This window comes from Achromobacter anxifer (assembly GCF_903652925.1).
Lineage (GTDB): Bacteria > Pseudomonadota > Gammaproteobacteria > Burkholderiales > Burkholderiaceae_B > Achromobacter > Achromobacter anxifer.
In genome coordinates this window covers 553489-567036 of the sequence record NZ_CAHLAR010000004.1, presented here as the reverse complement: position 1 = coordinate 567036, position 13548 = coordinate 553489, and the positions used below count along the sequence as shown (strand labels likewise).

General features: G+C 69.7%; 13 protein-coding genes. 11 read left to right on the top strand and 2 right to left on the bottom strand.

Going from position 1 to position 13548, the window contains the following annotated elements; genetic code table 11:
- The first annotated feature begins 31 nt into the window (after positions 1–31).
- From HWY37_RS15665 to HWY37_RS15655, 3 genes are read left to right on the top strand one after another with little or no spacing between them, the layout of a single operon-like run.
- Positions 32–1345 carry an MFS transporter gene (locus HWY37_RS15665; RefSeq protein WP_176089015.1) on the top strand — a complete coding sequence of 438 codons (1314 nt, stop codon included), beginning with the start codon at positions 32–34 and terminating at the stop codon, positions 1343–1345.
- Complete coding sequence (locus HWY37_RS15660; protein ID WP_176089014.1) at positions 1342–2490, top strand: thiolase family protein; 1149 nt, start codon at positions 1342–1344, stop codon at positions 2488–2490. The genes HWY37_RS15665 and HWY37_RS15660 overlap by 4 nt, the downstream gene beginning before the upstream one ends.
- On the top strand, positions 2487–2810 hold the full coding sequence (locus tag HWY37_RS15655) for a PhlB family protein (protein ID WP_176089013.1): 324 nt from the start codon (positions 2487–2489) through the stop codon (positions 2808–2810). The genes HWY37_RS15660 and HWY37_RS15655 overlap by 4 nt, the downstream gene beginning before the upstream one ends.
- 13 nt (positions 2811–2823) lie before the next feature.
- Here HWY37_RS15655 and HWY37_RS15650 read toward each other — a convergent pair whose 3' ends face one another.
- Both HWY37_RS15650 and HWY37_RS15645 read right to left on the bottom strand, forming a co-directional pair.
- Positions 2824–3660 carry a TlpA family protein disulfide reductase gene (locus HWY37_RS15650; RefSeq protein ID WP_176089012.1) on the bottom strand — a complete coding sequence of 279 codons (837 nt, stop codon included), beginning with the start codon at positions 3658–3660 and terminating at the stop codon, positions 2824–2826.
- A 17-nt stretch (positions 3661–3677) separates the two neighbouring features.
- Positions 3678–4442, bottom strand: a complete 765-nt coding sequence (locus tag HWY37_RS15645; RefSeq protein WP_246302316.1) for an IclR family transcriptional regulator — start codon at positions 4440–4442, stop codon at positions 3678–3680.
- A gap of 218 nt (positions 4443–4660) precedes the next feature.
- Between HWY37_RS15645 and HWY37_RS15640 the strand changes: the two genes are divergently transcribed.
- From HWY37_RS15640 to HWY37_RS15605, 8 genes are read left to right on the top strand one after another with little or no spacing between them, the layout of a single operon-like run.
- Positions 4661–6220: an acetolactate synthase large subunit gene (locus tag HWY37_RS15640; protein WP_176089011.1), complete on the top strand. Its 1560-nt coding sequence runs from the start codon at positions 4661–4663 to the stop codon at positions 6218–6220.
- Between the two features lie 33 nt (positions 6221–6253).
- Entirely contained in the window at positions 6254–7048 is a 795-nt protein-coding gene (locus HWY37_RS15635; RefSeq protein ID WP_176089010.1) for an SDR family NAD(P)-dependent oxidoreductase, read from the top strand.
- 29 nt (positions 7049–7077) lie between these two features.
- On the top strand, positions 7078–8121 hold the full coding sequence (locus HWY37_RS15630; RefSeq protein WP_176089009.1) for a WD40/YVTN/BNR-like repeat-containing protein: 1044 nt from the start codon (positions 7078–7080) through the stop codon (positions 8119–8121).
- A 19-nt stretch (positions 8122–8140) separates the two neighbouring features.
- Entirely contained in the window at positions 8141–8626 is a 486-nt protein-coding gene (locus tag HWY37_RS15625) for a VOC family protein (protein ID WP_176089008.1), read from the top strand.
- A gap of 49 nt (positions 8627–8675) precedes the next feature.
- On the top strand, positions 8676–9278 hold the full coding sequence (locus HWY37_RS15620) for an amino acid synthesis family protein (RefSeq protein WP_176089007.1): 603 nt from the start codon (positions 8676–8678) through the stop codon (positions 9276–9278).
- A gap of 11 nt (positions 9279–9289) precedes the next feature.
- Entirely contained in the window at positions 9290–10132 is an 843-nt protein-coding gene (locus HWY37_RS15615) for an alpha/beta fold hydrolase (protein WP_175206421.1), read from the top strand.
- Positions 10133–10176: 44 nt separating this feature from the next.
- Positions 10177–11871, top strand: a complete 1695-nt coding sequence (locus HWY37_RS15610) for a bifunctional 3-(3-hydroxy-phenyl)propionate/3-hydroxycinnamic acid hydroxylase (protein ID WP_176089006.1) — start codon at positions 10177–10179, stop codon at positions 11869–11871.
- Entirely contained in the window at positions 11868–13463 is a 1596-nt protein-coding gene (locus tag HWY37_RS15605; RefSeq protein WP_175206423.1) for a sulfatase-like hydrolase/transferase, read from the top strand. Before HWY37_RS15610 ends, HWY37_RS15605 begins: the two co-directional genes overlap by 4 nt.
- Positions 13464–13548 lie beyond the last annotated feature (85 nt).

Below are 13548 nucleotides of genomic sequence, written 5' to 3'. Positions count from 1 at the left end.
ACGGGTCCATTCAAACAGACAAGGGGCGGCAATGACGATGGCATACAAGGGGGCGGCCGCGGCCGCTGGCGACGACGCGCGCAGACAGCGCACGCGGCGCGTGGTGATGGCGTCCGTCGCGGGCAACGCGATGGAATGGTATGACTTCTTCATCTACGGCACGGCGGCGGCGCTGGTGTTCGGAGAATTGTTCTTTCCCAAGGGCACCGACCCGCTCCTGGGCACCATGGGGGCCTTTGCCGGCTTTGCCGTGGGCTTCCTGGCGCGGCCGCTGGGCGGCGTAATCTTCGGCCATATCGGCGACCGCTATGGCCGCAAGCTGGCGCTGGAGTGGACCCTGGGCCTGATGGGAGCGGCCACCTTCCTGATCGGATTGCTGCCCACCTATGACCAGGTCGGCTTCTGGGCGCCGGTGGCCATGGTCGTGCTGCGCATACTGCAAGGCGCGGCCGCGGGCGGAGAGTGGGGCGGCGGCGTGCTGCTGATCAGCGAGGCGGTCGGCGGCAAGCGGCGCGGCTACTTCTCGTCGTTCAGCCAGCTGGGCGTGGCGGGCGGCTTCGTGCTGTCTTCTGGCGTCTTCATGCTGGCGCAACAGCTGCCGCAGGACGCCTTCATGAGCTGGGGCTGGCGCCTGCCGTTCCTGCTGAGCGTGCTGATCTTCGGCGTGGGCCTCTACATCCGCAAGCACATCCCGGAAAGCGAGGAATTCGTGCAGGCGACCAAGACCGCCAAGCGCGGCATGCCCGCGGTGGAAGTGTTCCGCCGCTATCCGCGCCAGGTCTTCACGGCGATGGGATTGCGCGTGGCCGAGAACGGCGGGTCGTACATCTTCCTGGCGTTCGCGCTGGCCTATGGCAAGTTCCTCGGCATCTCCAACGACGTCATGCTGGGCGGCGTGCTGCTGTCGATGTTCATCGAGCTGGGGACCCTGGTCTGGTTCGGCCACCTGTCCGACCGCATCGGCCGGCGCGCGGTGTACCTGATAGGCTCGGCCGGCCTGGTGCTGGTGGCGTTTCCGTTCTTCTGGCTGGTGCAGACCAAGGAGCCGGTGTGGATCTTCCTGGCCTTCTTCCTGGGCAACACGATCTGCCACGCGGCGATGATAGGCACCCAGCCGGCGTACTTCGCCGAACTCTTTCCGCCCGAGGTCCGCTACACCGGCCTGGCGCTGGGACACGAGCTTGCGTCGGTGTTCGCCGGCGGCCTGTCGCCCCTGATCGCCATGGCGCTGCTGCGCAAGTATGAATCGGCCACGCCGGTGGCCTGGTTCCTGGTCGGCATGGCCGCGATCACCGTGATCACCTTGCTGCTGACGCGCGAACCCGCGCGCCAGGCCTCGACATGAGCGCGCCCCGCGGCCCGGGCATCGTGGGCGTGGGCGAAACGCCCGCCTTGCGCCATCCGGCCGCCGACACCAGCACGGCCGGCCTGATGGCCGAGGCGATCGCCCAGGCGCTGCGCGGCGCGGGACTGGCGCCGCAGGATGTGGACGGACTGGGCGTGGCCTCGTTCACGCTGCGCCCCGACCGCGCCATCGATCTGGCGTGGCGGCTGGGATTGCGGCTCGATTGGTGCATGCAGGACGAGATGGGCGGCGCCAGCGCCATCAATCTGCTGCGCCAGGCCTGGCTGGCCCTGGAAGCCGGGCAGGCCAGGACCATCGTGCTGGTGGCGGGGGACCATTTCACTGGAGCCGATTTCGCCGGACTGGTGCGCGGCTACAACCGCAGCGCGCAGGACTATCTCAGCCCCCTGGGCTGCGAAGGGCCGAATCCGCTGTTCGCCATGCTCACGCAGCGGCAGATGGCGCGGAGCGGACTCCGGCGCGAGGATTACGGCGCGCTGTGCGTGGCGCAGCGCCTGTGGGCGGGCGGCAATCCCAATGCGGCGTATCGCCAGCCCCTGAGCCTGGAACAGTACCTGGCCGCGCCCATGGTCGCGCCTCCCCTGGGGCGCCTGGACTGCGTGCCGGTGGTCAGCGGCGCCTGCGCGCTGGTCCTGAGCGCGCGTCCGGCGGGCATCAGCGTGCGCCTGCTGGCCAGCGATGGCCGCTACAACTTCGATCAGCAGGAGGGCGACGGATTGCAGACCGGCATCGCGGCGTTCGCGCCCGCGCTGTGGCAGCGCGCGGGTCTAGGGCCGGAAGAGATGGACGTGGTCAGCGTCTATGACGACTATCCCGCCATGGCGCTGGCGCAGCTGTGCGACCTGGGCTACGTCCGGGCCGACGATCTGCCCGGCTTTATCGCGCAGCGCATTGCCACGCGCGACTTGCCGGTCAACACCGCGGGCGGCCAGTTGTCCGCGGGGCAGGCGGGCACGGCGGGAGGCATGCATGGCCTGGTTGAAGTGGCGCGCCAGTTGCTGGGCCAGGCCGGCGAGCGGCAGGTGCGCGGCGCGCGCCATGGCGTGGCGACCGGCTATGGCATGGTGCAACTGCGTTACGGCATGTGCGCCAACGCCGCCGTGCTGGCCCGGGAGGAAGCATGAGCATCCATGTCAGCGAGTGTTGCCGTTGCGGCCATCGGGTCTATCCCGCGCGGTTGTGGTGCCCGGCCTGCGGCCATGGGCAGGCACGGACGGCGCAGGTGGAGCAGGCGGAATTGCAGGCCTGGACCGAGCTGCCGTCCAAGGACGGCGCGCCCGCCAGAATCATCGCCACCGTCCGGGCGCTGCCTGCCGGGCCGGTCCTGGTGGCGCGCCTGGAAGCGCCGCCTGCCGGCGAGGGCCAACGCCTGCGGCTGTTTGAACGCGACATGCAGGGGCATTCCTTGCCCTGGGCCCGCGTCCTGGACGCAGGCGAAGCCTGAAGCGCAGCTTGCGTCAATCGCCGGCCGGCGCCTGGATCGCGTCCAGGCGCTGGGCCAGCGAGGCGGCGGACAATTCGCCTACCCGCAGGTCCACCAGCCGCCCCTGGGCATCCAGGAACAGCGTGGCCGGCAGGCCGCGGTTGCTCATCTGGCGCGACGCGTCGCCCGCGGGATCGAGCAGCACGTTGCGCAGCGACGGCGCGTGCTGTTGCAGGAACTGTGTGACGTCCGGGGGCGCCTCGGCCTGGTTCAGGAACACGAAGTTCACATCGGGATTCGCGGCCTGCGCCGCGGCGAACGCGGGCATTTCGCGGCGGCAGGGCGGGCACCAGCTGGCCCACAGATTGATGACTGTCGGTTTGCCCTGGAAGGCGGCAAGGCCGGCCGGCGCGCCGTCGAGCTGGCGCAAGGCCAGGGCGGCCAGTTCGGGCTGGGCCTGCGGCGCAGGCGCCAGCCAGCGTCCGCCGCCGATCCAGACCGCGCTGGCCAGCGTCAGCGCAAGCAACAGCGCGGGCCGCGGCGCGCGGCGGCGCAAGGCCGCGTACAGCGTGTAGATCCAGGCCGCGCCGAGTCCGGCCATGCCGGCCCAGCCGCCGTCGCGCAGGTCCAGGATTCTGAGCGGATTTTCAATGAAATGCGCCTGGTACTGCCAGACGAAGCCGAGCCGGGCGACGACCAGGCCGATGAGCAGCGCGCGCGACAGCACGGCGCCCGTGTCGGGCGGCGCGCTGCCGTCCGCCTGCCTGCGGCTGAGCAGCCGGGCGGCCAGCAGCCCGACGGCCGCGGCGGCGATGAGGACCAGCAGGTCCGAGGGAAATACGAGCGGGCCTAGGCGGATGGCGGGCGTCATGCGTGAACCTGCTCCGATCAGGCCGCTTGTTGCAGCTTGGCCGGCGCCTGGGCGATGCGGCGGGTGATTTCCGCGGCCGCGCGGCAGATCAGCCCGGCCAGATAGTCCTCGCGGAAGGCCGCGAAGGCGTCCTGCATGCCGATCAGCGTGATGCTGCCCAGCACGTGGTTCTCTTCATCGAAGATCGGCGCGGCGATCCCGGTCTTGCCCGAATCCAGCTCTCCGCGGGAGATGCAGTACCCAGCCTTGCGCACTTGCAGCATGGCGCGGGAAAAGGCTTTCCAGTCCTGGCCCAGCCGCTGCATGTCGGGCGTATCGGCATGTTCGTCGTAGACGCGCCGCAGCGGGCGCGGCCCCAGGTTGGCCAGGATCACGCGGGCGGTCGCGCTGCGCAGCAGCGGCATGTGGCGGCCGCGGCCGAAGTTCAGGGCCTGGGTATTGCGCCCCGCCCGCTGGTGCACGTTGATCACCTTGTCGTCGTAGCGCTCGCTCAGCAGCACGTCCAGGCCGGTCTGACTGGCCAGCTCCTCGATCAGGTCGCGGCTGACGGTCAGCATGGGGTCGTATTCCCGCATCTGCAGGTCCAGCGCAATGATGCGCGGCCCCAGCGCGTAGCCGGCCGGCAGGCGCACCAGCAGACCGCAGGCGCACAGCTCCCGTACGTAGCGGTAGGCGGTGGCTGGCGCGTAGCCGCGCAATTGGCAGATGGCGTCCACGTCCAGGACCGGCCTGTCAGGCTGAAAAAGGTCCAGGACATCGAGCATGCGGCGAAGACTGTTCATGGCTATGAGGCGTTGGAAGGCTGACGTGCTGCGAGGGTGCACCAAGGGGCGCGGATTGGCAAATCGCTGCTGCGCGCGCGGCACGCACGCGTGCGTATAGGAGATCTCTGCAGAACTATCAAATAGATAATTCTAATAAATTATCAGACATTAATCTGCCAAAAGAAATTGCACATTTATCAAATTACGATAAAGTGGCAAAAAAGGAGGCGGTAATCATGAGCGGAGCGAGTGCCTTGTTGAAGGCCCTGTGCAAGCAGGGCGTGGAAGTGTGTTTCGCCAATCCCGGCACCACCGAGCTGGATCTGGTGCGGGCGATGGAGGCGGTGCCCGGCATGCGCTGCGTGGTCGGCCTCCAGGAGAACGTCTGCACCGGCGCGGCGGACGGCTATGGCCGCCTGGCGGGAAAGCCGGCGTCGACCCTGCTGCACCTGGGCCCGGGCTTCGCCAACGGCATCGCCAACCTGCACAACGCGCGCCGCGCCCGCACGCCCATCGTCAACATCATCGGCGACCACGCCAGCTGGCATCTGGAGTGCGATGCGCCCCTGACCTCGGACATCGAATCGCTGGCGCGTCCGGTGTCGGGCTGGGTCGAGCGCATCGATTCGGCGCAGGCCGCGGCCGGCGCGGCGCGCGCCGCCGTGCAGGCCAGCCTGAGCAACGGCGGCCAGGGCGCCACGCTGATCTTTCCGGCGGACTTCCAGGCGGAAGACGTGGCCGATGACGTGGCGGACAGCGCGGCATCCGAAGCCGGCGCCGGGGCCGGGGCCGAACCCGAAGCCTTCGACGCCGCTGCCGCCTGGCAGCGCCTGAGCCGCGCGCAGCGGCCGCTGTTCCTGCTGGGCGGCGGCGGGCCGGCCAGCGGCCTGGGCCGCCGCGCGCAGATTGCCGCGGCGCGCCTGTGCGCCGCCCTGGGCGGCAAGGCCTATGCCGAGACCTTTCCCGCCCGCTCGGAACGCGGCCAGGGTTTGCCGGACTTCGACCGCTTGCCGTATTTCCCGGAACCGGCGCGCGCCGCGCTGGATGCGGCCGACCTGGTGGTGCTGGTGGGCGCGTTGCCGCCCGTGACCTACTTCGGTTATGCGGGCCATCCCAGCCGGTTGGTGCCGGCCGAACGCCTGCTGGAGCTGGCCGCGCCCGGGCAAGACGCCGCCTCGCGCCTGGAAGCGCTGGCCGAACTGGCCGGCGCGCCCGCGTTCGAGCCGGTGACGGCGGCGCTGCCCGTGCCGGCGGCCGGCGCCCTGACGCCGCAGTCCATCGCCGCCGTGGTGGCGCGCGCGCTGCCCGACCAGGCCATCGTGTCGGTGGAAGGCGGCACTTGCGGCTATCCCCTGTACGCCGCGTCCGCGGGGGCCGCGCCGCACACGGTGCTGACCAATACCGGCGGCGCCATCGGGCAGGGCCTGCCCGTCGCCATGGGCGCCGCCATTGCCTGCCCGGACCGCCGCGTGGTGGCCGTGCTGTCAGACGGCAGCACCCAGTACACGATCCAGACGCTGTGGTCGCTGGCGCATGAAAACCTGCCGGTCACGGTGCTGATCGCCGCCAACCACCAGTACGCCATCCTGCGCAACGAACTGCGCCGCGGCAACGCCGCGCTGGGCGCGCGCGCCGCCGAGCTGACCGCGCTGGACCGTCCGCGCATCGACTGGGTCGGCCTTGCGGCCAGCTACGGCGTGCAGGCCAGCCGCGCTACTACCTCGGAAGAACTGGCCGCGCAGCTGGAATCCGCGCTGCGGCAGCCGGGTCCCGTCCTGATCGAGATGGCGCTGTAGGCGCCGCCATATACATACAAGGAGCATCAAAGCATGGACTTGCAACTCAAGGGGAAAGTGGCCGTGGTCACCGGCGGCAGCCTGGGCATCGGCCGCGCCGTGACGGAAGCGCTGGCGGCCGAGGGCGTGCGCGTGGCGATCGTGGCGCGCCGCCAGGCGCAGCTGGACGAGGTGGCCGCCGAGATCACCAAGGCCACGGGCGTGGAGGTGCTGGGCGTGGCGGCCGACGTGTCGGACACGGCCCAGGTCAACGCCATGATGCAGCGCGTGGCAGAGCATTTCGGCCGCGTCGACATCCTGGTCAATGGCGCGGCCCATCCGGGCGGGCTGGTGCGTAGCGAGATCGACGAGGCCGATCCCGAGGGCCTGCTGGAAGACATCAACATCAAGGTGGTCGGCTATATGCGTTGCGCCAAGGCGGCCGCGCCGCACATGCGCCGCGGCGGCTTTGGCCGCATCGTCAACATCGGCGGCCTGACCGGGCGCGGCAGCAAGCAGCTGTCGGGCATGCGCAACGTGGCCATCTGCCACATGACCAAGACCCTGTCGGACCAGCTGGGTCCGCACGGAATCACCGTCAACGTGATCCATCCGGGCGTGGTCGAAACCCCGCACATCCATGAACTGTACGCAAAGGAAGCGGCCAAGCAGGGCCTGACCGCGGCCCAGGTCGAGGCCAACTACGCCAAGGCCACGCCGATACGCCGCGTGCTGCAGCCGGCCGAGATCGCCGATGCCGTGTTGTTCCTGGCGTCGCCGCGGGCGGGCGCCATCACCGGCGAATCGCTGGGCGTGGATGGCGGCATCACGCGCGGCATCTTTCTTTGAACCGCTGACCTCGATACGGGAGTCTGGATATGCAAGGCACGATACTGGTCGGCACGGCCGGCCAAGGCATACTGCGCAGCGTGGATGACGGCGCCACCTGGCACCGCCTGGGGCTGAAGGAAGCCATCGAGTTCGACGGCACGGTGCGCAGCCTGGCCGTGGACCCGGCGGACCCGCGCCGCGTCTTCGCCGGCGCCGACGCCGGCATGTGCGTCAGCACGGACGGCGGCGCGCATTTCTCGCGGGTCGACAGCCCCATGAACGGCATGACCGTCTGGGCCATGGCCATCGACCCCAAGGATCCGCGGCGCATGTATGCGGGCACCGGCGCGCCGTCGCGCGCCGCCATGTTCCGCTCGGTCGACGGCGGCGCCCACTGGGAACGGCTGTCGCCGGAGCTGCCGGAGTTCTGCCGCGGCGTGAATCGCCCGCGCATCCTGTCGGTGTGCGTGGACCCCGATGACGGCCGCGAAGTCTGGTTCGGGGTCGAGGAAGGAGGCCTCTGGCGCAGCCGCGATGGCGGCGATACCTGGTCGCGCGAGGACGAGGAAGGCAATGCCGACGCCATCTCCAACCCCGACATCCATTGCGTCGCGGTGCTGCCGGCCACGGCCGCCGCGCCCAAGACGGCCATGGCGCTGACCGTGAACTCGGTCTACCTCAGCGAGGACGACGGCCGGCGCTGGCAAGGCGTGGCGTCCAAGTCGCGCTTCGACGGCATGTATTACACCCGTTCGGTGCAGGCGCTGCCGCACGACCCCGACACGCTGCTGCTGGCCATCGGCGACGGCACGCCGGGCACGCGCAGCAAGATCTACCGTTCGACCGACCGCGGCCGAAACTGGCAGCCGGCCTTGCTGCACACGGCGCCGAACTCCACCTTCTGGGCCTTCGGCGTGCACGCCGCCGATCCGCAGCTTGCGTTCGCCGGCACCAAGTACGGCCATCTGTTCCGCTCTACCGACGGCGGTTGCAGCTGGTTCAAGGAATGGCGCGACTTCAGCGAAATCACCGCCGTGGCCTGGACGCCGTACGTCGCGCCCGTGACCGCGCATCCCCAGTCCATCAACTGATCCCCAGCCCGAGACCGCCATGTCCACGACTTCCACGCTTGCGCCGGCAGACCGCCGGCCGCGCATCGCGCGCACCCACCTGGCCCTGTTCGTGCGGGATCCCTTCGCGTCGGCGCCCTGGTACGAATCCGTGCTGGGCATGCAGGAGACCGCGCGCGGAGAGCAGTGGGTATTCCTGTCCTTCGGCCGCAAGCACCACGACATCGCCCTGATCCGCGCTGCCGAGGGCGAGCCCGCCCGCGGCCCGGTCAACATGCAGCACTACGGCCTGGAGATCGAGGGCGACGTGGACGAGCTGCGCCGCCTCTACGGCATGTTGTTGGCCAAGGGCGTGGAGGTGGTGAAGATCACCGACCACAAGGTGGGCTACGGCCTGTACTTCACCGATCCCGACGGCCACCGCTTTGAATTCTTCTGCGAAACCGTGCACGGCGACGAAGAGGGCAAGCAGGTCCTGCATGACCACAACGCGCCCAGCATCCCCATGACGCTGGACCCGCTTTGACCGCCCGCGCGGCGCATCCATTTCCGATCCGACATTTTCTGGAGCATCCATGAGCAACCCCAACTTCGGCCCTTACCGCATCCGCAAATGGTATTTGCAGATCGACGACACCCTGGCCACCGAAACCGGCGAACCGGCCGACGGCGAACCGCTGCGCAAGATCGTCATCGCGGCCGCGCTGCACAACCCCTACGCCGGCCGCTTCGAGCGCGACCTGTCCGCCTATGTGGAACCCTCGGGCATGCTGGGCGAGGAATTCGGCCGCCGCATCATCGCGGCAGCCGGCGGCCAGCCGCTGGAAAGCTATGGCAAGGCCTGCGTGGTGGGCACGGACGGCGAGTACGAGCACGGCAACGCGCTCCTGACCACCATCTTCGCCGAACCCGTGCGCGCCGCCCTCGGCGGCGGCAAGGCCTGGGTGCCGTCGACCGGCAAGCGCGGCGGGCCCGGCACCGTCATCGACATCCCGCTGGCGCACAAGGACGCGCTCTATGTCCGTTCGCACTACGACAGCGTGACCGCGCTGTTCGGCGACGCGCCCAACCGCGACGAAGTGCTGATCGCCTTCGCCTTCGCCACCCGCGGCCGCCTGCATGCGCGCCTGGGCGGCATCGCCGCCAGCGAAATCCAGGGCAAAGACGGACTCTGCTGAGGAAAGCCGCCATGCAACGCCGCGACACCGATATCGCCGTCAATGGCATGACCCTGCATCTGACGGAATGGGGCCCGCGGGATGGACGTCCGTTGTTCATGCTGCACGGCATCCGCGGCTACGCCGAGACCTTCGCCGGCATCGCGCAGGCGTTGCAACCGGACTTCCGGGTGCTGGCCTACGACCAGCGCGGCCGTGGCGCCAGCAGTTGGGACCCGCAACGCAATTACTACACCGATGCCTATGCGGACGACCTGGCGGGCATGGCCGATGCGCTGGGCCTGGACAGCTTCGACCTGCTGGGGCATTCGATGGGCGGCATGGCCGCCATCGCCTTCGCCGCCGTGCATCCGCGGCGGGTGCGGCGCCTGATCGTGGAAGACGCCGGGCCCGCCGCCTTCGAGGGCAGCGCGGGCGCGGCGCGCATCCAGCGCGAACTGCGCGAGACGCCCGAGTCCTTTGCCGACATTGCGGCGGCGCGCGATTACCTGCGGGCGCTGCGGCCCAGCGTGACCGAGGCCGCCCGCGAGGAACGGCTGCGGCACATGCTGAAGGAAGACGGGAAGGGCGGCTGGACCTGGCGCCATGACCACGCCGGCATTGCCGCCACCCGGCTGGACCCGGATCCGTCGCGGGTGCTGGACCTGTGGCCGCTGGTTTCGGCGCTGGCCTGTCCGACCCTGGTCGTGCGCGGTGGGCGTTCGGACTACCTGCAGGCGCAGACCGCCCGGGAGATGGCGGCGCGCAATCCAAACATCGAGTGGATCGAGATCGCCGGCGCCGGCCACTACATCCACGACGACCAGCCGGCGGCCTTCGAGCAGGCCGTGGGCGGCTTCCTGCGGCGCGCCTGAGCCGGCATCCGCAGGGAAAAACAAGAATCCAAGGGAGAGCCGAGATGGCGCATATCGTAGAAGTGCCGGCGCTGGTGGTGGGCGCCGGGCCGGTCGGCGTGACGCTGGCCAATCTGCTGGGCAGCTATGGCGTGCAGACGCTGGTGCTGGAGCGCAACCTGGACGTGCTGGACTATCCGCGCGCGGTGGGCCTGGACGACGAGGCCATGCGCACCTTCCAGAGCGCGGGCCTGGCCGACGAAATGCTGCGCGACATGATCCAGAACGTGCCCATGCGCATGTATACGCGGACCAAGCGCTGCTTTGCCGAGATCCTGCCTGCCACGCGCGAGTTCGGCTGGTATCGCCGCAACCTGTTTTCGCAGCCGCTGGGCGAGCGCGCGCTGCGCGCCGGCCTGGCGCGCTTTCCCCATGTGACGCTGGAGCTGGGCAGCGAGCTGCTGGCGCTGGAGCAGGACGAACGCGGCGTCACGGTGCGCGTGCGCCAGGCCGACGGCGCCGAACGCGAGATCCGCGCCCAATACCTGCTGGCCGCCGACGGCGGGCGCAGCACGGTGCGCGAACGCCTCCTGCAATTACCGTTCGACGGCAACACGCATCCGCGCAAATGGGTGGTCATCGAGTGCGACCAGGATCCGCTGGACGCGCCTTACACGGCGCTGCATTGCGAGCCGCGCCGCCCCTATGTCTGCCTGCGCCTGCCTTACGGCCTGCGGCGCTGGGAGTTCATGCTGTTCCCGGGCGAGGACGGCGAGCAGATGCTGCAACCGGAAAAGGTCCAGGAGCTGCTGCGCCACCACGTGGCCGATCCGGCCCGGCTCAACGTCATCCGCGCCCGCGTCTACACCCACAATTCGCGGGTCGCGCGCAGCTTCGTCACGGGCCGGGTCTGCCTGGCGGGCGACGCCGCGCACCTGACCCCGCCCTGGATCGGCCAGGGCCTGAACGCCGGCCTGCGCGACGCCTACAACCTGGCCTGGAAGGTGGCGTGGATCGTTCAGGGCCGGTTGGAGCCGGCCGCCTTGCAGAGCTATCACGACGAGCGCCACAGCCACGCGCGCGCCATGATCTCGCTGGCCGACATGTTCGGCGCCATGTTGTCGCAGACCAATCCCGTGCTGGCGGCGCTGCGGGATACGTTCTTCATGTCGATCCGGAATATTCCGAAAATCCGCGACTACGTGCTGCAAATGAAGTTCAAGCCCATGCCGCGCTACAGCCGCGGAGTGGTGGGCGACAGCCCGGACAAGGCCCAGCGCGAACGCATCGGCCGCATGTTCATCCAGCCGCTGGTGGAATGCGAGGACGGCGTCACGCAGCGCCTGGACGAGGCGCTGGGCGCGGGCTTCGCCCTGATAGGCTGGCGCCGCGATCCGCGGGCCGGCCTGCCGCCGGCCTTGCGCGCGCAGCTGGACAAGCTGGGCTGCCGCTACGTGGCGGCGCAGCGCGCACGCAGCGGCTGTGCGCCCGACGAGTTGCAGGACGGCATCCTGCCGGTGTTGCAGGATACCGAGAACGCGCTGCATTTCTGGTTCCAGCGCACCGGCGCCGACTGGGTCCTGCTGCGGCCGGACCGCTATGTCGCCGCGCTGGGCCGGCGCGAGGACGCGGCCGATGCCTTGGGACGCTTCGCCGCGCGTTTCGTGCCGGGCGCGGCCCCGTCGGCCAGCCAGCCGGCGGCGCAGGTCGGAGGCAGCGCTCACGTTCCCGGCGCGATCCTGAACGGAGCCCGGCCATGAACGCGCCCGCCCAGGAGAGCCGCGGGCCGGTCCGCAACGTGCTGTTCATCATGTGCGACCAGCTGCGCGCGGACCATCTGTCCTGTTATGGCGGGGCGGGCGCCTTGCGCACGCCCAATATCGACCGGCTGGCGCGCATGGGCGTGCAGTATGACCGGGCCTACGTCACCTCGGCGGTTTGCGGGCCGTCGCGGGCGTCCTACTACACCGGTCGCTATCCGCTCTCGCACCGCGTGACCTGGAACCGCGTGCCGCATCCGGTGGACGAATGGTGCCTGGGCGAATACCTGGCCCAGGCCGGACTGCCGCTGCACCTGCTGGGCAAGACGCACTTCGTGCCCGACCGCGCCGGCCTGCGCGCCAAGGGCTACGCGGTCGCGGACGAGCAGCGCTTCCTGCAGGGCGGATTCGTGCCCATCGAGCGCTACGACGGCCATTTCGAGCTGGCCCAGGACAGCCCCTACCGGCGCTTCCTGCGCGAACGGGGCTACGACAGCGAACGGCCCTGGGAGGACTATGTGGTCGGCAGCCTGGCCGCCGACGGCAGCATCGCCAGCGGCTGGCTGATGCGCAACGCGCCGCTGCCCGCCAGGGTGGACGCGGCCGATTCAGAGACGGCCTATCTCACCGACCGCGCGCTGGACTTCATGCGGGACCAGGGCGACAAGCCCTGGGCGCTGCATCTTTCCTACATCAAGCCGCATTGGCCCTACAAGGCGCCGGCGCCGTACCACGCCATGTACGGCGCGCAAGACTGCGCGCCGCCGGTGCGTTCGCAGGCGGAACGGGAACGGCCGCATCCGGTGCACGGCGCCTACCAGCGGCTGGAAGAATCGGAATCCTTTGCCCGCGACGAGGTCTGGCGCAGCATACGGCCGGTCTACATGGGACTGGTCAAGCAGATCGACGATCAGGTCGGCCGGGTGCTGGATTTTCTGGAGCGCAGCGGCCGGCTGAAGGACACGTTGATCCTGTTCACCTCGGACCATGGCGACCACCTGGGCGACCACTGGCTGGGCGAAAAGGAATACTTCTACGAGAGCGCGATGCGGGTGCCTTGCCTGGTCTACGACCCGGCGTCCGCCGCCGACGCGACACGCGGCAGCCGCAGCGACGCCTTCGTCGAGTGCATAGACATTGTTCCCACCGTGCTGGACGCGCTGGACCTGCCGGCGCAGGCGCACCGCATCGAAGGCCGGTCGCTCCTGCCCGGCATCCGCGGCGATCGCGGCGCGGCTGCGCCCGACCGCGAGTACGTGGTGGGCAGCCTGGACTACGCCTACCGCGAGGCGCGCCTGTTCCTGGGGCGCGGAGAACGCGAATGCACCGGCCTGATGGTGCGCGACGAACGATACAAGTACCTGCACTGGCAGGGCTATCCGGGACAGTTGTTCGACCTGCGCGAGGACCCCGGCGAACTGCGCGACCTGGGCGCCGATCCGGGCATGGCGCCGGTGATCGCGCGGATGCGATCGGCGCTGCTGGACTGGCACGAAGGCCTCAAGCGCCGCGCCACCGAAACCGACGAGGAGGTGCGCGCCCGCACGCATGCGCATGAACGGATGATGGGCATTCTGATCGGCCGCTGGTGAAGCGGACCGGTCCTGATCTGGATTTCCAGCCCTGCGGGTCCGTCCTGGCCCGCAGCGGCAAATCAGTCGCCGGAAACTTCCGGAA